This is a genomic window from Rhizobium anhuiense, from assembly GCF_003985145.1.
Lineage (GTDB): Bacteria > Pseudomonadota > Alphaproteobacteria > Rhizobiales > Rhizobiaceae > Rhizobium > Rhizobium anhuiense.
Genome location: NZ_ML133525.1, coordinates 186,451 through 206,675, shown reverse-complemented (window position 1 = coordinate 206,675; position 20,225 = coordinate 186,451). Strand labels below are relative to the sequence as shown.

At 61.7% G+C, this 20,225-nt stretch carries 17 protein-coding genes; 14 read left to right on the top strand and 3 right to left on the bottom strand.

Annotated features, from left to right (window positions below):
- Window positions 1-80: 80 nt before the first annotated feature.
- Window positions 81-1,628: a sigma-54-dependent transcriptional regulator gene (locus EEQ99_RS16195; RefSeq protein WP_028755997.1), complete on the bottom strand. Its 1,548-nt coding sequence runs from the start codon at window positions 1,626-1,628 to the stop codon at window positions 81-83.
- Window positions 1,629-1,939: 311 nt separating this feature from the next.
- Here EEQ99_RS16195 and EEQ99_RS16190 point away from each other — a divergent pair, with 311 nt between their 5' ends.
- The 11 genes from EEQ99_RS16190 (at window position 1,940) to EEQ99_RS16140 (ending at window position 13,596) form a co-directional block, all read left to right on the top strand.
- Window positions 1,940-3,793 (top strand): M3 family oligoendopeptidase, encoded by a 1,854-nt coding sequence (locus tag EEQ99_RS16190; RefSeq protein WP_097543095.1) that lies wholly within the window; start codon window positions 1,940-1,942, stop codon window positions 3,791-3,793.
- A 295-nt stretch (window positions 3,794-4,088) separates the two neighbouring features.
- Window positions 4,089-5,195 (top strand): aminodeoxychorismate synthase component I, encoded by a 1,107-nt coding sequence (locus EEQ99_RS16185; RefSeq protein ID WP_210304823.1) that lies wholly within the window; start codon window positions 4,089-4,091, stop codon window positions 5,193-5,195.
- On the top strand, window positions 5,192-5,821 hold the full coding sequence (locus EEQ99_RS16180; RefSeq protein WP_097543093.1) for an aminotransferase class IV family protein: 630 nt from the start codon (window positions 5,192-5,194) through the stop codon (window positions 5,819-5,821). Before EEQ99_RS16185 ends, EEQ99_RS16180 begins: the two co-directional genes overlap by 4 nt.
- A gap of 2 nt (window positions 5,822-5,823) precedes the next feature.
- The gene (locus EEQ99_RS16175; RefSeq protein WP_127430749.1) at window positions 5,824-6,108 is read left to right on the top strand and encodes a YciI family protein; all 285 of its coding nucleotides are present in this window, start codon (window positions 5,824-5,826) and stop codon (window positions 6,106-6,108) included.
- A gap of 188 nt (window positions 6,109-6,296) precedes the next feature.
- The gene (locus EEQ99_RS16170; protein WP_028758600.1) at window positions 6,297-7,748 is read left to right on the top strand and encodes a homospermidine synthase; all 1,452 of its coding nucleotides are present in this window, start codon (window positions 6,297-6,299) and stop codon (window positions 7,746-7,748) included.
- A gap of 171 nt (window positions 7,749-7,919) precedes the next feature.
- On the top strand, window positions 7,920-8,288 hold the full coding sequence (gene omp10, locus EEQ99_RS16165) for an outer membrane lipoprotein Omp10 (protein WP_028756665.1): 369 nt from the start codon (window positions 7,920-7,922) through the stop codon (window positions 8,286-8,288).
- Between the two features lie 27 nt (window positions 8,289-8,315).
- The gene (locus EEQ99_RS16160) at window positions 8,316-8,636 is read left to right on the top strand and encodes a hypothetical protein (protein WP_028756666.1); all 321 of its coding nucleotides are present in this window, start codon (window positions 8,316-8,318) and stop codon (window positions 8,634-8,636) included.
- 176 nt (window positions 8,637-8,812) lie between these two features.
- Window positions 8,813-10,756: a bifunctional metallophosphatase/5'-nucleotidase gene (locus tag EEQ99_RS16155; protein ID WP_097543091.1), complete on the top strand. Its 1,944-nt coding sequence runs from the start codon at window positions 8,813-8,815 to the stop codon at window positions 10,754-10,756.
- Window positions 10,757-10,881: 125 nt separating this feature from the next.
- Window positions 10,882-11,916, top strand: coding sequence for a ferrochelatase (gene hemH / locus EEQ99_RS16150; RefSeq protein WP_028758602.1), 1,035 nt, complete (start codon window positions 10,882-10,884; stop codon window positions 11,914-11,916).
- 180 nt (window positions 11,917-12,096) lie between these two features.
- On the top strand, window positions 12,097-13,137 hold the full coding sequence (locus EEQ99_RS16145) for an SPFH domain-containing protein (protein WP_028756669.1): 1,041 nt from the start codon (window positions 12,097-12,099) through the stop codon (window positions 13,135-13,137).
- Window positions 13,138-13,140: 3 nt separating this feature from the next.
- On the top strand, window positions 13,141-13,596 hold the full coding sequence (locus EEQ99_RS16140) for an NfeD family protein (protein ID WP_097543090.1): 456 nt from the start codon (window positions 13,141-13,143) through the stop codon (window positions 13,594-13,596).
- Between the two features lie 28 nt (window positions 13,597-13,624).
- Here EEQ99_RS16140 and EEQ99_RS16135 read toward each other — a convergent pair whose 3' ends face one another.
- Complete coding sequence (locus EEQ99_RS16135; RefSeq protein WP_047616405.1) at window positions 13,625-14,620, bottom strand: KpsF/GutQ family sugar-phosphate isomerase; 996 nt, start codon at window positions 14,618-14,620, stop codon at window positions 13,625-13,627.
- 143 nt (window positions 14,621-14,763) lie between these two features.
- On the opposite strand from EEQ99_RS16135, the gene EEQ99_RS16130 reads away from it, so the two are divergent.
- Window positions 14,764-16,308, top strand: a complete 1,545-nt coding sequence (locus EEQ99_RS16130; protein ID WP_028758956.1) for an outer membrane beta-barrel protein — start codon at window positions 14,764-14,766, stop codon at window positions 16,306-16,308.
- A gap of 60 nt (window positions 16,309-16,368) precedes the next feature.
- On the opposite strand, the gene galU is transcribed toward EEQ99_RS16130, so the two are convergent.
- Window positions 16,369-17,256: a UTP--glucose-1-phosphate uridylyltransferase GalU gene (gene galU / locus EEQ99_RS16125; RefSeq protein ID WP_003542870.1), complete on the bottom strand. Its 888-nt coding sequence runs from the start codon at window positions 17,254-17,256 to the stop codon at window positions 16,369-16,371.
- A 204-nt stretch (window positions 17,257-17,460) separates the two neighbouring features.
- On the opposite strand from galU, the gene EEQ99_RS16120 reads away from it, so the two are divergent.
- Both EEQ99_RS16120 and EEQ99_RS16115 read left to right on the top strand, forming a co-directional pair.
- Complete coding sequence (locus EEQ99_RS16120) at window positions 17,461-18,684, top strand: lytic murein transglycosylase (RefSeq protein ID WP_028756673.1); 1,224 nt, start codon at window positions 17,461-17,463, stop codon at window positions 18,682-18,684.
- A gap of 171 nt (window positions 18,685-18,855) precedes the next feature.
- Window positions 18,856-20,091: an SGNH/GDSL hydrolase family protein gene (locus EEQ99_RS16115; RefSeq protein ID WP_028756674.1), complete on the top strand. Its 1,236-nt coding sequence runs from the start codon at window positions 18,856-18,858 to the stop codon at window positions 20,089-20,091.
- Window positions 20,092-20,225 lie beyond the last annotated feature (134 nt).

The following is a 20,225-nucleotide window of genomic DNA, read 5'->3' as shown; positions in this document are numbered from 1 at the left end:
TTTACATAGTGAACGAGCCACTAACAAGTGGTTTATGACCGGTAACAAATCGTGGTTGCCTTAGTCTTAACAAAAAGCGCTTAAGCCGCATCTTTCTGGGGATTATCGGGATCGATACCGTAATCCTTGAGCTTGCGATAAAGTGTGGATCGGCCAATGCCGAGCTTCCGTGCCACTTGACTCATCTGCCCGCGATAGAATTTGAGTGCGAATCGGATGAGTTCTTCCTCGACATCGGCAAGCTTGCGCACATCTCCGGCGGGATTGACGCTGGCGATCGCGTTTTCCGAGGCTTCGGACAGGCGGTGGTGGTGCACCTCCCCCGATATCGACGCCCGGAACTCCTCACCATAGCTATCGTCGGGATCGAGGCCGGTATTGTCGGCAACCAGCGCCAGGTGATCCACCACCTCGTATTCCGGAAGCTGGGCAGCGATCTGCGGGAAGTCCGCCTCGGTCAGCTCCGGCCCTTCGGCCAGAACGACCGCGCGGAAGATCGCGTTTTCGAGCTGGCGGATATTGCCCGGCCAGTCATAGGCGGTCAGCAGCGCCAGCGCGCCTGAGTTCACCGTCATGCGGCGGCCGCTCTTCTGTTCGCTGGAGAAGCGATCGGCAAAGACACGCACCAGATTCGGAATATCTTCCTTGCGTTTGCGCAGCGCCGGAATGGTGATCGGGAAGACATTGAGGCGATAGTAGAGATCCTCGCGGAAATGGCCGTTCTTGACCTCCTCGATCAGATCCTTGTTGGTCGCCGAGATCAGTCGGACATTGACCTTATGCGCGGTGCGCGCACCGACGGTCTCGATCTCGCCCTGCTGCACGGCGCGCAGGAGCTTCACCTGGACTTCGAGCGGCAGGTCGCCGATCTCGTCGAGGAAAATGGTGCCGCCGTCGGCTTCCATGAATTTGCCGATATGGCGTTCGGTCGCGCCGGTAAACGCGCCCTTCTCGTGACCGAAGAGAATGCTCTCGACGAGATTATGCGGGATCGCCCCGCAATTGACGGTGACGAAGGGCTTGTTCGAGCGGTCGCCGCCGGACTGGATGGCGCGCGCCACCAGTTCCTTGCCGACGCCGGATTCGCCTTCGAGCACGACGGGAATGTTGGATTGGGCCGCCCGCTGGGCGAGATCGATGACGCGGATCATCGCCGGGCTTGCCGATACGATGTCGTCGAAGCCGACCGAGCCTGAGCGCGACCGGCGTCCGGCCCGCGCCTTCACCTCGCGCTGGTCGAGTTTCATCGCGTTCGAGATCGACGTGGCGATGCGTTCGGGCGAGACCGGCTTGACGACGAAATCGAAGGCGCCGGCGCGCATCGCCTGCACCACCGTTTCGATGCCGCCCTGACCCGTCTGCACGATGACCGGGATCTGCGTGCCGAACTCGTGAAGCGCGTCGAGGAATTCGAGGCCGGTCATCTCCGGCATCATCAGGTCGAGCACGATGACGTTGAAAAGGCCGCCGTCGCGTTTGACCATTTCCAGGCCGATACGGCCGTTCTCCGCCTGGTGCACGACATGGCCGTGACGCTCGATTGCGTTCTTGAGCAGGCGGCGCTGCACCGGGTCGTCCTCGACCACGAGGATTTGCCCTGCTCCCTTGAGCTCATTGTAACCGGTCATTGTCGCCTCACTTCATGCGAAACCATAAAGCGCACTCTGACAGAAAGGCTTGAACATCCAGTTTTGAGAAACAATTGCATTTTAACGATTGGAACGGGTCATTTTCGTGCCGAAGCGACGCCTTTCATGCGCCGAAAGTCCCTTGATGCGGGGGCTTCTCACGCTTACAGCGCTGCGCGTCTTTTCAGACGCGCAAAGCACGCTGTAACACTTTGAACCTGCGCATCGTGCTTTCCGAAAATCGATTCCGATTTTCGGGCCGATGCGCTAGACAATCAGACCTGTTATGAAAGTGGAGAGGAATTGCACCCATGAAAATCAAGCTCCCGCACGCCAGCCTTCTATTGTCGGCAGCAGCGCCAGCTGGGGCCGCCGATCCGGCGCTTGGCGATCTGCCGGTCTGGAAGCTGCAGGATCTCTACCCTTCCGCCACGTCGACCGCTTTCGTCGCCGACATGGAAAAGGCCGGCAAGGCGGCAATCGCCTTTGAAGAAAAATGGAAGGGCAAACTCGCTGAGGCCGCGACGAAGACCGGTGCCGAGGGCATCGGCGCGGCGCTGAAGGAATATGAGGCGCTTGACGATATCATCGGCCGCCTCGGCTCCTTTGCCGGCCTCACCTATTTCTCCGACACCACCAACCCGGCAAACGGCAAGCTCTACGGCGATGTGCAGGCCAAGATCACCGAATTTTCCGGCCACCTCCTGTTTTTCGCGTTGGAGCTGAACCGCATCGACGACGCGGTGGTCGACGCCTGCATGGCGAATGATCCCGCCGCCGGACACTATCGCCCTTGGCTGCTCGATCTCAGGAAGGACAAGCCCTACCAGCTCGACGACAGGCTGGAACAGCTCTTCCTCGAGAAGTCGATGACATCGGCCGCCGCCTTCAACCGCCTCTTCGACGAAACCATGGCGGAGCTTCGCTACGACATCGATGGCGAGAAAGTACCGCTCGAAGTGGCGCTGAACAGGCTGCAGGAAAAGGACCCTGAAGCCCGCCGCAAAGCGGCCATGGCGCTCGCCGAAACCTTCAAGGCGAATATCCGCACTTTCACGCTGATCACCAACACGCTTGCCAAGGACAAGGAGATCGCCGATCGCTGGCGCGGCTTCGAAGACATCGCCGACAGTCGCCACCTGGCAAACCGGGTGGAGCGCGAGGTCGTCGATGCGCTGGCCGCGGCCGTCCGTGAAGCCTATCCCCGCCTTTCGCATCGCTATTACAAGATGAAGGCGAAATGGCTCGGCATGGAGCAGATGAATTTCTGGGATCGCAACGCGCCGCTGCCGGAAACCTCCAGCGCCATCATCTCCTGGCCGGAGGCAAAGGACACGGTGCTTTCGGCCTACAGCAATTTCGCCCCGGAGATGGCTGCCATCGCCAAGCGCTTCTTCGACGAACAATGGATCGACGCCCCGGTCCGTCCCGGCAAGGCGCCAGGCGCCTTCGCCCATCCGACGGTTCCCTCGGCCCATCCCTATGTGCTCGTCAATTATATGGGCAAGCCGCGCGACGTAATGACGCTTGCCCATGAACTCGGGCACGGCGTGCACCAGGTTCTCGCCGGTGCGCAAGGGGCGCTGATGTGCCAGACGCCGCTGACGCTTGCCGAAACCGCGTCCGTCTTCGGCGAGATGCTGACCTTCCGCGCGCTTCTGCAAAAGACCACCGACACGCGCGAGCGCAAGGCGATGCTCGCCCAGAAGGTCGAGGACATGATCAACACGGTCGTGCGCCAGATCGCCTTCTACGAATTCGAGCGCAAGCTCCACACCGCCCGCAAATCAGGCGAACTGACAGCCGACGACATCGGCGAACTCTGGCTCTCCGTCCAGTCGGAAAGCCTCGGGCCGGCGATCAACATTTCGGAGGGTTACGAGACCTACTGGGCCTATATCCCCCACTTCATCCACTCGCCCTTCTATGTCTACGCCTATGCCTTTGGCGATTGCCTGGTGAATTCGCTCTATGCCGTCTACCAGAAGGCCGAGAAGGGCTTCCAGGAGAAGTATTTCGAACTGCTGAGGGCCGGCGGCACCAAGCATCACTCGGAATTGCTGAAGCCTTTCGGCCTCGACGCCACCGATCCGTCGTTCTGGAGCCAGGGCCTATCGATGATCGAAGGGCTGATCGACGAGTTGGAAGCGTTGGATAGAGGCTGAGATCTCTTCTCCAAAGGCGGAAGGGCAGCAACGGGTCTCGTCTCCCCTCGGGGAGAAGGTGCCGGCAGGCGGATGGGGGGCGACACGGCTGAACCTCTCCTTCGCATGTGCTCAGGACGTCGCTCCGCTCCGCCCCCTCATCTGCCCTTTGGGCATCTTCTCCCCCGTGGGGAGAAGCGGAAAAATGCCTCACGCTCCCATTGGATTTTGAGCAATGAGGAGCAGAACAAATTGAAAGCGGCGCGTGGCTGACCAACCCTACATCCTCTTCCGCGACGACACGACCGGGCAGGTGATGCTTTTCGCCGAACCGGCCGAGATCATCGTTGCCAGCACACGCGTCGAGTTATTTGCGGGCCTTGCCCGGATGGAGCAGGCCAAGGCCGAGGGCAAATGGCTTGCCGGCTATATGGCCTACGAGGTCGGATACTTCTTTGAGGAGAAACTCGCCCCCTTCGCTGGGGAACACCGCGAAACACCGCTGCTTTGCTTCGGCGTCTTCGATGCGCCGCAGCCGGATGCGCATCCGCTTGCCCAGCCCAAACAGCGTCTCGAAAACGAGGAATTCCTCACTGCTCCGAAAGCTGCCTGGGATTTCGATATATATAAAGAGCGCTTCGACCGACTCCACCAACATCTGCGGCTCGGCGACGCCTATCAGGCGAACCTTACCATGCCGGTCGAAGCCCGCTGGAACGGCGATCCCCGTGCCGCCTTCTGGTCGTTGATCGAACGCCAGCCGGTCAAATACGGCGCGCTGGTTGATCTCGGCGGTCCGGTCATCCTCTCGCGATCGCCCGAGCTTTTCTTCCGCACCGACGAACAGGGCTGGATCGAGACCCATCCGATGAAGGGTACGGCGAAACGCGGCGCCACCGCCGCCGAGGATGCCGAAATCATCGAGGCCATGCGCCGCGATATCAAGACGCAGGCGGAAAACCGCATGATCGTCGATCTCCTGCGCAACGATATCTCCCGCATCACCGAAGTCGGCACGCTCGACGTCCCGAAGCTTTTCGACATCGAGACTTATCCGACCGTCCACCAGATGGTGAGCCATGTGCAGGCAAGGCTCCGCCCCGATCTTTCGATCCGCGACATCTTTTCCGCGCTTTTTCCCTGCGGCTCGATCACCGGCGCGCCGAAGATGCGGGCAATGGAAATTCTCCATGCGCTCGAGGATGCCCCGCGCGACGCCTATTGCGGCGCAATCGGCATGATCTCGCCCGCCGGCGCCATGCGTTTTTCCGTCGCCATCCGCACCATCACGCTTTTTGAGGGCGGCAGGGCCGTCTTCAATGTCGGCGGCGGCATCGTCTTCGATTCGACCGCCGAGGCCGAATATGAGGAATGCCTGCTCAAGGCCCGCTTCGCTGTCGGCGATCAATGGATTGCACGATGATCGATTTTTCGTTGATCGAGACGCTGCGCTGGCAGCCGGGCGAGGGCTTCATCCGGCTGCGGCTGCATCTCGCCCGGCTTTCCCGCTCCGCCCGTCGCCTCGGCTTCCCGCAACCGGTCGACGCGGCGGCCAAGCTCGACCAAGCCGTTGCAGGCGCTACCGGTCCGCTGCGCATCCGCCTGACCTTCGACGCGCAAGGCCGCATCGAGGTGACGAGCGCCGCTTTCGTGCCACTGGCGCCCGATACCACCTGGATCGTCCGCCTCGCCGAGACCCGTCTGGATTCCGCCGACAGGCTGCTGCGGGTCAAGACCACGCGCCGTGCCGTCTACGAGAGAGCCCGCGCCGAATATGGGCCTGATGAGGCCGATGAAGTCATCCTGTTGAACGAGCACGACGAAGTCTGCGAGGGCACCATCACCTCGATCTTCCTCGACGACGGGAGCGGCATTCTGCGCACCCCGCCCATCTCCTGCGGCCTGCTCGCCGGCGTGCTGCGCACCGAACTCATCTGCCAGCGCAAGGCCCGCGTCGGCCGCCTCACGCTTGCCGATCTCGATGCCGGCACGCTTTATATCGGCAACTCGCTGCGTGGCCTGATCCGCGCAAACCTTCTGAGGCACTGACCATGTTCATTCTCTCCCTCACCTATCTCAAGTGCAACGATGAAGCCGACGGGCAGATGGAGCCGCATATGGCCTGGGTGAAGGGGGGTTATGCGAAGGGCTGGTTCCTCGCCTCCGGCCGCAAGGTGCCGCGCACCGGCGGCGTCATCCTGGCGATCGGCGAGCGGGCCGCGATCGAGGCCTATGTCGCCGCCGATCCCTTCACCATCCACGGCATCGCCGAATACGAAATCACCGAGCTTGCCGTAACGACGGTGGTCGAAGGGCTGGAAATCCTGAAGCGCTGAATCTACGCGAACCGATCGTGGATAGTCGCGCCGGCCTCCATCGCCCGACCGATATTTGGCCTTTCCCCGTCAACGCTCTTTATTGTGACGTCGTTTTGTGATTAGAGCCGGTCACCTCGCACTCTCTGCGGCAATTTCAAATAATTCTTCGGGCTGAACGCCTTCGTCGCCTTCCACAGGAGAAAAGAATGACGGAACAGAACTATCCGGTATATGCCGAAATTACCGGTCCGATCGTGATGATCGGCTTTGGCTCCATCGGCCGCGGCACCCTGCCCCTGATCGAGCGCCATTTCAAATTCGACAAGAGCCGGATGGTCGTCATCGACCCGCGCGAAGAGCCCTCCGACATGGAGATCCTGAAGAAGCATGGCGTTCGCCATATCAAGGAATATGTCACCAAGGAGAATTACAAGGAACTGCTGAAGCCGCTGCTGACGGAAGGCGAAGGCCAGGGTTTCTGCGTCAACCTCTCGGTCGACACCTCCTCGCTCGACCTCATCAAGCTCTGCCGCAAGCATGACGTGCTCTACGTCGATACCGTCGTCGAACCCTGGCTCGGCTTCTATTTCGACAAGGGTATGAGCAATGCCGACCGCACCAACTATGCGCTGCGCGAAACCGTGCGCAAGGAAAAGGCGAAGAACCCGGGCGGCGCCACCGCGGTCTCCACCTGCGGCGCCAATCCGGGCATGGTCTCCTGGTTCGTCAAGCAGGCGCTCGTCAACCTCGCCAACGACACCGGCCTGAAATTCGACGAGCCGGACCAGCACGACCGCGAAGGCTGGGCAAAACTGATGAAGAAACTCGGCGTCAAGGGCGTCCACATCGCCGAGCGTGATACCCAGCGCACCAAGCATCCGAAGCCGCTCAACGTCTTCTGGAACACCTGGTCCGTCGAAGGCTTCATCTCCGAAGGCATGCAGCCGGCCGAACTCGGCTGGGGCACCCATGAAGAGTGGATGCCGAAGAATGCCAAGAAGCACAAGAAGGGCAACAAGGCGGCGATCTACCTGGAGCAGCCGGGCGCCAACACCCGCGTGCGGACCTGGTGCCCGACGCCCGGCCCGCAATATGGCTTCCTCGTCACCCACAATGAGTCGATCTCGATCGCCGACTATTTCACCGTGCGCGACAAGGACGGCGAAGTGACCTTCCGCCCGACCTGCCACTATGCCTACCACCCGGCCAACGACGCCGTGCTCTCGCTGCATGAGATGTTCGGCAATGGCGGCACCCCGCAGCCGGTCCATCACGTTCTCGACGAGGACGAGCTGGAGGACGGCATCGACGAACTCGGCGTCCTGCTCTACGGTCATGAGAAGAACGCCTACTGGTACGGCTCGCGGCTGTCGCTGGAAGAAACCCGCCGCATCGCGCCCTACCAGAACGCCACCGGCCTGCAGGTCACATCAGCCGTTCTCGCCGGCATGGTCTGGGCGCTGGAAAACCCGACAGCCGGCATCGTCGAAGCCGACGAGATCGACTACAAGCGCTGCCTCGAAGTGCAGATGCCCTATCTCGGCCCGGTCGAAGGTCATTACACCGACTGGACACCCCTCGACGGCCGTCCGGGCCTCTTCCCGGAAGATATCGACACCAAGGATCCGTGGCAGTTCCGGAACATTCTGGTTCGCTGAGATCAGTTCCTCGGCTTTGACAATGCCCGCCGCAAGGCGGGCATTTTTGTAACGCCTGCTGTCTAAATGCTGGCCGCTGCCCCTCCAAGGCTTGCCTTCAAGCCGGGCGCGCGCCATGTTTTGCCCGAACTTGGCGGGTGTCCGCCGCGCCGATTCGCCGGGAGAAGCCTTATGAAAATCAGAACTGGTCTCGTTCTTGTCGGCGCAGCCGCCGCTCTTGCCGCCTGTGTTTCATCGGAGCCGCGTCGCCTGCCGGTTGCAACCGCACCCGTCGCCACCGGCGTCGAAGGCAATTGGAGCGATCCGAACGGCATCGTTTCCACCTTCCAGGGCGGCACTTTCACCACCCGCACCACCGATAGCAACCAGCTTCTCGCCTCAGGCACCTATATCAACACTTCGCCGACCCTGGTGGAGATCAACATGACCTCGCTGGTGCGCAAGACCCAGTCCAAGGTCAATTGCGCTCTCGTCAATCCGAGCCAGTTGAACTGCACCTCCGATTCCGGCGCACAGTTCACGCTTTCCCGCCGCGGCTGAAAGATGAGGCGATAGGCTAGGCACACCATGCGGGCCTTCGCCTTTTACCTCGTTCTGCTGCTTGCAATGCCGCTTGCGGCACTTGCCGTTATTTTGCCGGCCAATGTCTATCGTGCCCAGGGCATTGCCGCTCCCGATTGCGACGGGCCGCTGCAGGTGTTGATCTTCGCCGTACCGGCAATCCTGATTTATGGTGCGGGCGCATTCCTTGTCTACCGGACCGGCCGGCGCTTTCATCGCCTCTTTGCCCTTTTCTGTTTGGTCATCGCGCTGGCGACAGTTCCGAATATTGCCGAGGCCGTACACGAACTCTACCGAAACGCGGCCGATGGCGAATGCCAGGGATAAGCAGCCCGGCTTTTTTGCCCTGTCCCCTTGGAAAGCGCCCTGCCTGGCCCAGCTTTCTCTTGCGGTTGCACATCGTCTGATGGAACAATCCGAAGGCCGGGCAATCGCCCCGGCGCACAATGAAAGGGAACGGCGAGGGATCAGGGGAATCTTTCGCCTCAATCAGGAGAACAGGGATGACGAAGTCTTTCAGCTTCGGTCTTTTGACCGCGTCCATGCTGGCGCTGAGCGCGGGCGCCGCCTTTGCGGATTACGAACTTAATATTCTTCATATCAACGATTTCCATTCGCGCATCGAATCGATCAACAAATTCGACTCCACCTGCTCGGCCGAGGAGGAAGGCAAGAAGGAATGCTTCGGGGGTGCTGCCCGCCTGAAGACCGCGATCGACCAGCGCCGTCAGGCGCTATCCGGCAAGAACGTCGTCCTCCTGAACGCCGGCGACAATTTCCAGGGCTCGCTGTTCTACACGACCTACAAGGGAGCGGCCGAAGCCGAATTCCTCAACCTGATGAAGTTCGACGCCATGACCGTCGGCAATCATGAATTCGACGACAGCGAGGACGGGCTTGCGACCTTCCTCGACAAGGTGCAGTTCCCCGTCGTGACGGCGAACGTCAAGGCGACGGCTGCCTCTAAGCTCGGCGACCGCATCAAGCCCTCGCTGGTGCTTGATGTCGGCGGCCAGAAGATCGGCATCGTCGGCGCCGTCACCAATGATACCCCCGAGCTGTCCTCCCCCGGTCCGAACGTCACGATATCAGATGACGTCCAGGCCATTACGTCAGCCGTCCAGGATCTGAAGGGCCAGGGCGTCAACAAGATCATCGCGCTGACCCATGTCGGTTATCCCCGCGATCTCGCCCTGATCGCCAAGATTCCGGACGTCGATGTCGTCGTCGGCGGCCACTCCCATAGCCTGCTCTCCAACACCGATCCGAAGGCCGAAGGCCCCTATCCGACGATGGTCGACAATCCCGGCGGCTACAAGGTGCCGGTCGTCCAGGCCGCTTCCTACAGCAAGTATCTCGGCGATCTCGTCGTCAATTTCGACGACAACGGCGTCGTCAAGGATGCCAAGGGCGATCCAATCCTGATCGATTCCACCTTCACGCCCGATCCGGCTGTCATTACCCGCATCGCCGAACTGGCAAAGCCGATCGAGGAACTGCGCAACAAGGTCATCGGCTCCTCCGAAAGCCCGATCGAGGGCGATCGCAAGGTCTGCCGCGTCAAGGAATGCTCGATGGGCAATCTGGTGGCTGACGCCATGCTCGACCGTACGAAGAACCAGGGCGTCACCATCGCCGTCCAGAACGGCGGCGGCCTGCGCGCGTCGATCGACGGCGGCGAGGTCACCCAGGGCGAGGTCATCACCGTCCTGCCTTTCCAGAACACGCTCGCCACTTTTGAATTGACCGGCGCAGACGTCGTCAAGGCGCTCGAAAACGGCGTCAGCCAGATCGACCAGAGCGCCGGCCGCTTTCCGCAGGTCGCCGGCCTGAAATTCTCCTTCGACCCGTCGAAGCCCGCGGGCAGCCGTGTCAGCGATGTTCAGGTGAAGGACGGCGCCAATTTCGCGCCGATCGATTCGGCCAAGACCTACAAACTCGCCACCAACAACTTCATGCGGGCCGGCGGCGACGGCTATTCGATCTTCAAGGAGGGCCAGAACGCCTATGATTTCGGCCCGGATCTTGCCGATGTGACTGCGGCATACGTCGCCGCGCATTCGCCCTATAAGCCATACACGGATGGCCGCATCGCGGAACTGGCGCAGGCAGCGCCGGCCCCCTCCGCTTCCGAACCGGCGCCTGCTGCACCGGCTGCTCCTGCTCCATCCACAGAGCCGGCTCCCGCACCCGCTGCACCGGCACCTGCCGCTCCGGCACCAGCAGCCCCCGCGCCCGCTGCGGAACCCGCACCGGCGCCGGCAGCCTCCGCACCTGCCGCAACGACGCCGTCCACCCACGTCATTGCCGCCGGCGACACATTCTGGGATCTCGCCGTAACCTTCTATGGCGACGGCACGTTGTGGCGGAAGCTGTCGGATGCCAACGGCAAGCCGAACCCACGTCACCTGACGGTTGGCAAGGAGATCGAGGTTCCCGCCAAGTAAGACGATTTGTCCCGATGCCACTGGCCGGTCCGGGGTTTCCCGGGCCGGCTTTTCTTTCTATAGGGTGAACCACGATCTCCAGGCTGCGTATGAGCTGACGAGACAAAAAAAGCGTTGGGGCCAGAATGACAGCAGATATTTCACTCCGCCCGGCGGACCATCCGGCCGTAAAATCAGGCAAGGTCGGTGTCCTGCTGGTCAATCTCGGCACGCCCGATGGCACCGATTACACGTCGATGCGCCGCTATCTCAGGGAATTTCTGACCGATCGCCGCGTCATCGAATGGTCGCCCTGGAAGTGGTACCCGATCCTGTTCGGCATCGTGCTCAACACCCGCCCGCAGAAGGTCGGCAAGGCCTATGAGCTGATCTGGAATAAGGAGAAGAACGAAAGTTATCTCCGCACCTACACCCGCAACCAGTCGGAGCTGATGGCCGAGCGCCTGAAGGATCTTGATAGCGTCAAAGTCGACTGGGCGATGCGCTATGGTACGCCGTCGATCGCTTCGCGCATCGACGCGCTGAAGCAAGAGGGATGCGACCGTATCGTGCTCTTCCCGCTTTATCCGCAATATGCGGCGGCAACGACCGCCACCGTCAACGACAAGGCCTTCCAGAAGCTGCTCTCTATGCGCTGGCAGCCGGCGCTGCGCACCGTGCCCGACTATCACGACGACGAGACCTATATCGAGGCACTCGCCAGTTCCGTCGAAAGACATCTTTCGACGCTCGACTGGAAGCCCGAGATGCTGCTCGCCTCCTTCCACGGCATCCCCATGTCCTATTTCAAGCAGGGTGATCCCTATTACTGTCAATGCCAGAAGACCGGCCGGCTGCTGCGCGAGCGGCTCGGATTGACCGAGGAAAACTTCATGGTCACCTTTCAGTCCCGCTTCGGGCCGGAGGAATGGCTGCAGCCCTATACCGACAAGACGGTGGAGAAGCTCGCCAAGGACGGCGTCAAGCGCATCGCCGTCATCAATCCGGGCTTCGTCTCCGACTGTCTGGAGACGCTCGAGGAGATCGCCGAGCAGGCTGCCCATTCTTTCCATGAGAACGGTGGAGAGAAGTTCGCGCATATCCCCTGCCTCAACGACGGCGAGGACGGCATGAAGGTGCTGGAAAAGGTCGTGCGCCGCGAATTGCAGGGCTGGACCTGAGAGATCTTTTCAGAAAGCATCGCCGCACGGATAGCTGGCGAAGATCCAAATAACCCAACCGAGAGGAAACCTCCACCTCACACGGATGTGTAGCATCCATACGGCATTTCTTCCTCGCAAAGAACATGCTACCCCACCACATCAGTGTATGGGCGCATGCGCCGATAGGAGGAATTCTTCATGTTGTTCGGCGGCTTCGACATTGTCGTCATCGTGCTGGTCATCTTCGTCATCCTCGTGCTCTTTGCCGGGATCAAGACCGTGCCGCAGGGCTACCGCTATACGATCGAGCGCTTCGGGCGGTATACCCGCACGCTGGAGCCCGGCCTCAACCTGATCACCCCGTTCATCGAGCGCGTCGGCGCCAAGCTGAACGTGATGGAACAGGTGCTGAACGTGCCGACCCAGGAGGTGATCACCAAGGACAATGCCTCGGTTTCGGCCGATGCCGTCTCCTTCTATCAGGTGCTGAACGCCGCCCAGGCCGCCTATCAGGTCTCCAACCTCGAAAACGCCATCCTCAATCTCACCATGACCAATATCCGTTCGGTCATGGGTTCGATGGATCTCGACGAACTGCTTTCCAACCGCGATGCGATCAACGACCGGCTGCTGCGCGTCGTCGACGAGGCCGTGCATCCCTGGGGCATCAAGGTCACCCGCGTCGAGATCAAGGACATCCAGCCGCCGCGCGACCTCGTCGACGCGATGGCCCGCCAGATGAAGGCCGAGCGCGAGAAGCGGGCGCAGGTGCTGGAGGCCGAAGGCTCGCGCAACGCGCAGATCCTCCGAGCCGAAGGCGCCAAGCAATCCGCCATTCTCCAGGCCGAAGGCCAGCGCGAGGCCGCCTTCCGCAACGCAGAAGCCCGCGAACGCCTGGCCGAAGCCGAAGCCAAGGCGACGAAAATGGTCTCCGAGGCGATCGCCGCCGGCGACATCCAGGCGATCAACTATTTCGTTGCGCAGAAATACACCGAAGCGCTCACCTCGATCGGTTCGGCGCCCAATTCCAAGATCGTCATGATGCCGATGGAAGCCTCTTCCATCTTGAGTTCGCTCGGCGGCATCGGCGCCATTGCCCGCGAGGTCTTCGGCGATGCCGGCAACAGCCCGGCAACCCCGCCGCCGCTGCCGCCGCGTCCGCGCCCCGCGCCGGCGCGCTCGACGCCGCCGATCAATCCGTCGACTCCCAATCCTTTCAATCCCGATCAGGAGCGATAAGCCATGCTGGCGAAGATCATCGCCGAACTCGGTCCGTGGAGTTGGTGGGTCGCAGGCCTCGTGCTGCTCGCCGCGGAAATGATCGTACCCGGCTTCTTCCTAGTCTGGATCGGCCTTGCCGCCTTGATCGTCGGCGCGCTGTCGCTGCTCTTCTGGGACAGCGCCTTCTGGGTCTGGGAATTGCAGGCGATCCTTTTTGCGCTGCTCGCCGTTGCCACGACCTTCGCCGGCCGGCGGCTGACGCTGCGCAATGCAACGACCGACGAGCCCTTCCTCAATCAGCGCGGCGCGAGCCTCGTCGGCCGCACGGCGACGCTGCACGAACCGATCCGCGAGGGCCGCGGCCGCATCCGCCTCGACGATACGCTATGGCAGGTGATGGGACCGGACCTTGCGGTGGGAACACAGGTGAAGGTGGTTTCAAGCAACGGCCGCGACCTGACGGTCGAGCCCATCTGATCAAACGAGCTTGATCGAACGAGCTTGATCAGGCGACGCCGATGCGCAGCAGGTCGTGGAAATGCACCAGTCCGACCGGCCGGCGGTCGTCGTCGATGACGATCAGCGCGCCGATATGATGCTGGTTGAGCAGCGCCAGCGCCGCGGTCGCCAGTATCGTCGGCTTCACCGTCTTCGGCGTCTTGGTCATGATATCGTCGACCGCGAGCTCGGCCAGATTGCGGGTCAGATTGCGCGCCATATCGCCTTCGGTGACGATGCCGCAAAGCCGGCCATCCTCATCCAGCACGCCGACGCAGCCGAAATGCTTGCGCGATAACACCGTGATCGCCTCCGGCATCGGCGTGCCCTTGGCAACGAGCGGCAGCCGCTCGCCGGTATGCATGATATCGGCGACATGCATCAGGCTGGCGCCCAGCTTGCCGCCGGGATGGAAGACATGGAAATCCGTGGCGGTAAAGCCGCGCGCTTCCAGGAGCGCCACTGCCAGCGCGTCGCCGAGCGCAAGCTGCATCAGCGTCGAGGTCGTCGGCGCCAGCCCATTGGGGCAGGCCTCCTGTTCGTTCGGCACAAGAAGGACGATATCGGCGGCGGTCGCCAGCGAGGAACGGTCGCTGCAGGTGATTGCGATCAGCGGAATGGAGAAGCGCCGGGTGAAGGAGATGATGCTCTTGAGCTCGGCGCTCTCGCCGCCTTTGGAAATCGCCAGCACGACATCGTCGCGCTCGATCATGCCGAGGTCGCCGTGATTGGCTTCGGCCGCATGCACGAAAAAGGCAGGTGTCCCGGTTGAAGCGAATGTCGCCGCGAGCTTGGCCCCGATATGGCCGCTCTTGCCGACGCCGGTGACGATGACGCGGCCGGAGATGTCGCCGATGACTTCGACGGCCCGTGTCAGAGGATCGGCCAAGCCATTGTCAAGGGCCCGTTCCAGCGCTTCAAGACCGCGTCTTTCGGTCTCTATCGTGCGTTTTGCCGATTCGAGCACGCTGTTTTCAACGAGGTTTATCGCTCTTCTGTTCATGAAGTTGCGTTAGACCTTTTCACTTTCCAAGTCCACCCCGCACTCTTTCCGAAATGTGAACGGCGCCCGCTGACGGCAACGAATGATTAACCACAAGGCTTTACCTTTGGGTAAGAACCGAAAGCATGTCAGGCGCGAATTGCATGGGCCAGCCAAAACAGACGAGCAGTGTGACGCCGCTCCGCGCCATGAGCCGTGCCGTCTCTTTTGCCGCGTTCGGAGGCCTGATTCTTGCCCAGACGGCAGCCCTTGCGCAGTCCGCCGCACAGCCGGCAGGGATGGCAAACAGCCGCTCCGCGGCCAATCAGGACAACAGCACCACGAACAACGCCGCCGCCACCGGTTTCGATGACGAGACCGACGGTGCCGCCGCGCCTGCGGCAAATGGTGCGACCGCGAATGCCGACGATGCCCAGCAGAGGCCAGCCATACCGGATGCGCAGGCCGGCGACGACATTACCGGCTCCATCCTCGACGAGGACATACGCCGGCTGAACACCCGCGAAGCGCCGCTCGACGAGACGCTGCCGCGCCGCAGGGCTGCCACAAGCGCCTCGACGGAGGAAACGCCGGGAATCCCGATCGGCACGTTCGTGCTCCGCCCGAGCGTCACCCAGAGCATCAACACCGAGACCACCAAGGACGGCAATACCCGACAGCGGCGCGCCTTTTTCGAAACAGACGCAGCAGCGACCTTGACCTCCGACTGGGGCCGCCATCAACTGTCCGTAACCTCGGAAGGTGCCTATCAGAGGAATATCAGTGGCGAGGGCGAAGAACAGCCCTCCTTCAAGATCAACAGCGACCTTAGGCTCGATCTTCCCGACGACACCACGGCGCACCTGACCGCCGGTTACAATTTCTACCGCGAGGATACGGACGATCCCGACGCCATCGCCAATGCCGCGCAGCAGTCTGATGTACAGGAATTTTCGGCCGGCGCCTCCGTCCAGCGCGATTTCGGCATTCTACGCGGGACGACGGCCCTTGCCATGACCCGCTCGATTTATTCGGATGCCAAGCTTTCGAACGGCACGACCGTCACCCTCAGCGATCGCGACCAGACGACGGGTACGCTGCGCGGCCGCGTCGGCTACGAGCTGTCCCCCGCGCTCATCCCCTTCATCGAAGCCAACATCGGCCGCACGATCTATGACGAAACGCGCGACTCGGCCGGCTATGAGCGCTCGGGGCACAGCTATGGCGCCAAGGTGGGCGTCGAAGTCGATCTCGGCGAGAAACTGAAGGGTGAAGTCGGCGTCGGTTACGAGCAGGCCGATTTCGAAGACAGCCGCCTGTCCTCGATCGATACGGCGACACTCGATGCAAGCCTGCTCTGGTCGCCGATCCGCGGAACCGACGTCAATTTCGACCTGCAAACCAGCATTCAGCCCTCAACGACTGCCGGTGAGAGCGGCTACGTCTCGCACGCACTGACGACGACGCTCACCCACCAGCTGCGCGACAATCTGGTCGGGACGATGATCGGCGGGGTAATATGGCGCGACTATCCCACGGATAGCACCATCAACGACGAGCTCGTCTATACCGCGGCGACCGGCCTGACCTGGAACATCAACCGCTATCTCGATTTGACCAGCACACTCGGCTACGAGCTGACGACGCGCAAGGAAGGCACCGACTCGCAGCAATTTCGTGCCGGCGTCGGCCTCAAGCTGAAACGTTAAACGCCGCGCATCCAGCCCGGATGCGCGGCGTTCTGTCACTTCATAATCCAGGCGTAGCCCTTACTTCAGGCCGGCAAGCAATTCCCTGAAGCCGCCTTCGACGGAGGGACGGATATCGGCGCGTTCGAGAGCGAAGGCGACGTTTGCCAGGATGAAGCCGTCCTTGGCGCCGCAGTCGTAGGTCGCGCCGCGGAAGTGGTAACCGGCGAAATCCTGTTCCTTCAGCAGCTTCAGCATGCCGTCGGTGAGCTGGATCTCGTTGCCAGCGCCGCGCTCCTGGGTTTCGAGGATCTTGAAGATCTCCGGCTGCAGGATGTAGCGGCCGTTGATGAAGAAGTTGGAAGGCGCCGTCCCCTTGGCAGGCTTTTCCACCATGCCGGTGATGCGGAAGCCGTCACCGATCGCTTCGCCGACGCCGACGATGCCGTATTTATGCGCCTGGTCGGGCGCGCATTCCTCGACGGCGATGATATTGCCGCCGCTCTGGGCGTAAAGGTCGATCATGCCCTTCATGCAGCCCTTGTCGCCCTTCATGATCATATCGGGCAGCAGCAATGCGAAGGGCTCGTCGCCGACGATCTCGCGGGCGCACCACACGGCGTGGCCGAGGCCGAGCGGCTCCTGCTGTCGGGTGAAGCTCACCGTGCCGGCCTTCGGCAATTGCTGGGCCAGAAGGGTGATCTCCGCCTTCTTGGCGCGCTCGCGCAGCGTCTGTTCCAGCTCGAAATGGATGTCGAAATAGTCTTCGATGACGTGCTTATTGCGTCCGGTGACGAACACCAGATGTTCGATCCCGGCCTCGATCGCCTCATCGACGACATACTGAATGATTGGCTTGTCGACGACGGTCAACATTTCCTTCGGAACAGCCTTTGTCGCCGGCAGGAATCGCGTCCCCAATCCGGCCACCGGAAATACTGCTTTACGAACTTTGTTGTGTTGAGCCACACCGGCCTCCTGCTTCGATCATATCGCTTTGGAAATAGGGCTTTTTAGCCTTAACTAGTATAGAATTGCTACTGTTTTGCAATGGTGACCGCAGCGGTTCGCTATGGTAAAGAATTTGTTGACTCCGTTCCTGTAGTCTTGGTTCTGGCGCGGACATGATGCCTCGCTGTCCCCGGAAACTGAAGATGACGGATACGACTGTCGATGACCCAGAATCACAAAAACTCCCTTCGTGGTCTTGCTCTCGCCCTCATTGTCGCCGCCCAGGTGGGGCTGGTCCCCGACAACGCTAGAGCTGATTCCCGGTTCCAGAAATGGATCGCGGATTTTTACCAAACAGCCGCTCAGAGTGGCATCAGTAAGGCAACTTATCAAAAGGCCTTTTCCGGGGTGAGCGAGCCTGATCCGACCGTGCTCGAAAAGGCCGCCTATCAGCCGGAATTCACCTCGAAGATCTGGGACTATGTCGATTCCCGCGTCAATCCCTACACGGTCAAGATCGGCCGCGAGATGGCCGCCAAACACGCAAGAACACTCGATGCGATCGAGCGGCGATTCGGCGTCGACAAGACCATTCTGCTCGCCATCTGGTCGATGGAATCGAATTACGGCGCGATTCTCGACAAGGACGACCGGCTGCACTATGTGCCGCGCGCGCTGGCAACGCTGGCCTATGCCGATCCGAGCCGCGCCAAATTCGCTAAGAAGCAGCTGGTCGCCGCGCTGAAGATCCTGCAGAACGGTGACGTGCCGGCTCGCGAAATGACCGGCTCCTGGGCCGGCGCCATGGGCCACACCCAGTTCATCCCGACAAGCTACCTGCTTTATGCCGTCGATGCCGACGGCAACGGCCATCGCGATATCTGGAACTCGGTGCCGGATGCGCTGGCGACTTCGGCCAATCTCCTGATGAAGAACGGCTGGGACACCGGCAAGACCTGGGGCTACGAGGTCGTCGTTCCCGCGGCCGCGGCCAAGCAGGCCGGCAAGACCCATACGCTGGCCCAATGGGCAGCGCTCGGCCTGACACGCCCGAACGGCAAGGCCTTCCGCGACGGCGGCACCAAAGCCATGCTGAAGATGCCGGCCGGAGCCGGTGGCCCCGGCTTCCTGATGACCGCCAACTTCTTCACCATCAAGAACTACAATGCCTCGGACAGCTATGCGCTTGCCGTCGGCCTGCTGGCCGACCAGATCGCCGGCTACGGCGGCATGCAGCAGCGCTGGCCGCGCCCGGACGGCGCCCTTGATATCACTGAGAAATTCGAGCTGCAAACGCGTCTGAAGACACTCGGCTATTACAATGGCGAGGTCGACGGCAATTTCGGCTCGGGTTCGAAGGCGGCGATATCAGCCGTGCAGGAGCGCATCGGCATGCAGCCGGACGGCGAGCCCTCCTTGCCGCTTCTGAACGCGCTGCGTCGCTAGATCGGGATGATCCCGGCCGAATCCGCCGGGAAGCTGAACCCGCATTTGGATCAAGAAAGTAGGGCATGACACCGCCCGAAAACCACACACACTTTTCGGCATGCTGCTCTACAACAGCCAGAACCTTGACCTAGATAGCGAGAGTGGACGCTGGCCTACCCCACGTGCAAGATGCCGGCAGATGCGGAACTGCCCATGACGAAGAAAACTGATCGCACCCCAATCCGTTGGCTCATGCTCGCCTTGACGGCGGCTTCGCTATTCGTTGGCGCGCTTGCGCCGATGCAGGTTGCCGAAGCCCAGGAGCAGCGCTACCAGCGCCGGTCGATCCTCGATTTCCTCCTCGGCCGGCGCTATCTCGACGACGCACCGCAGGCGCCTGATGTCCAGCAGCCGAGACGCCAGCAGCGCAAGCGCCCGCCGGCGCAGAAAGCCATCGTCAATACCCGCACCGCGCCGCCGGTCCGCGCTCCCGTGCAGGAGGAGCCGGCGGTGCAGAAGCTCGGCGACGCCCGTAAGATCCTGATCGTCGGCGATTTCCTGGCGAGCGGCCTCGGCGACGGCCTCACCGCCGCCTTCGAGACCTCGCCCGGTGTCGTCGTCGAAGCCCGCGGCAACGTCTCCTCGGGCCTGGTTCGTGACGATTATTACGACTGGCCGGCACAGCTGCCGAAGATGATCGACGAGCTGAAGCCGGCGATGGTCGTCGTCATGATCGGCGCCAACGACCGCCAGCAGATGGTGACCGACACCGCCAAGGAAAAATTCCGCACCGATGGCTGGTTTACCGAATATCGCCGCCGTGTCCTTTCCTTCGGCAAGGAGGTCACCGCCCGCAAGATCCCGCTGCTCTGGGTCGGCCTTCCCGCTTTCCAGTCCGATTCGATGACGGCCGATGCCGTCCAGATGAATCAGCTTTACCGCAACCAGGTTGAAAGCATCGGCGGCGAATTCGTCGACATCTGGGATGGTTTCGTCGACGAAAACGGCACCTTCATCGTCACTGGTTCGGATGTGAACGGCCAGCAGGTGCGCCTGCGCACCTCCGACGGCATTAATCTTACGCAAGCCGGCCGGCGAAAGCTCGCCTTCTATGTGGAAAAGCCGGCCCGGCGTCTTCTCGGCACCCAGGCAAGCCCCGACCTAATTCGCCTCGACTCCAGCAATCTGCCCGGCCTCGGCCTCCCCGCCAATCCGGTCGAACATACCGTGCCGATCAGCCTCTCCGATCCCAATCTCGACGGCGGCGCCGAGCTTCTCGGCGCCAGGCCGCCGCCTGTGGCTTTGACGCGGTCGCCGCGCGACCTCCTGGTCGAGCAGGGCGAAATGACGCCAGCACCTCCCGGCCGCGTTGACGATTACCGCCTGCCTGCCGCAAAGGCGCCGGCCGAAGTCTCGGTCAAATAAAGAGACCGCCCGCTCTGCTGCGCTGGATCAGCGATCAATCGCGGCGGGCGGCATTGTGCTTGCGGTTACAAGCTGCTCTTCGGCGAGCATAAAAGCACATCTCCTGCGTAACAGCGTCCTGCAATTCGGCTAGC

Bases quoted from the DNA above. Each gene is read 5' to 3' on its own strand.
- EEQ99_RS16170 (WP_028758600.1), top strand. From the start codon at position 6,297: ATGACGGAACAGAACTATCCGGTATATGCCGAAATTACCGGTCCGATC.
- EEQ99_RS16175 (WP_127430749.1), top strand. From the start codon at position 5,824: ATGTTCATTCTCTCCCTCACCTATCTCAAGTGCAACGATGAAGCCGAC.
- EEQ99_RS16180 (WP_097543093.1), top strand. From the start codon at position 5,192: ATGATCGATTTTTCGTTGATCGAGACGCTGCGCTGGCAGCCGGGCGAG.
- EEQ99_RS16145 (WP_028756669.1), top strand. From the start codon at position 12,097: ATGTTGTTCGGCGGCTTCGACATTGTCGTCATCGTGCTGGTCATCTTC.
- EEQ99_RS16195 (WP_028755997.1), bottom strand. From the start codon at position 1,628: ATGACCGGTTACAATGAGCTCAAGGGAGCAGGGCAAATCCTCGTGGTC.
- hemH (WP_028758602.1), top strand. From the start codon at position 10,882: ATGACAGCAGATATTTCACTCCGCCCGGCGGACCATCCGGCCGTAAAA.
- EEQ99_RS16185 (WP_210304823.1), top strand. From the start codon at position 4,089: ATGCTTTTCGCCGAACCGGCCGAGATCATCGTTGCCAGCACACGCGTC.
- EEQ99_RS16130 (WP_028758956.1), top strand. From the start codon at position 14,764: ATGGGCCAGCCAAAACAGACGAGCAGTGTGACGCCGCTCCGCGCCATG.
- EEQ99_RS16120 (WP_028756673.1), top strand. From the start codon at position 17,461: ATGACCCAGAATCACAAAAACTCCCTTCGTGGTCTTGCTCTCGCCCTC.
- EEQ99_RS16140 (WP_097543090.1), top strand. From the start codon at position 13,141: ATGCTGGCGAAGATCATCGCCGAACTCGGTCCGTGGAGTTGGTGGGTC.
- EEQ99_RS16115 (WP_028756674.1), top strand. From the start codon at position 18,856: ATGCCGGCAGATGCGGAACTGCCCATGACGAAGAAAACTGATCGCACC.
- omp10 (WP_028756665.1), top strand. From the start codon at position 7,920: ATGAAAATCAGAACTGGTCTCGTTCTTGTCGGCGCAGCCGCCGCTCTT.
- EEQ99_RS16190 (WP_097543095.1), top strand. From the start codon at position 1,940: ATGAAAATCAAGCTCCCGCACGCCAGCCTTCTATTGTCGGCAGCAGCG.
- EEQ99_RS16155 (WP_097543091.1), top strand. From the start codon at position 8,813: ATGACGAAGTCTTTCAGCTTCGGTCTTTTGACCGCGTCCATGCTGGCG.
- EEQ99_RS16160 (WP_028756666.1), top strand. From the start codon at position 8,316: ATGCGGGCCTTCGCCTTTTACCTCGTTCTGCTGCTTGCAATGCCGCTT.
- EEQ99_RS16135 (WP_047616405.1), bottom strand. From the start codon at position 14,620: ATGAACAGAAGAGCGATAAACCTCGTTGAAAACAGCGTGCTCGAATCG.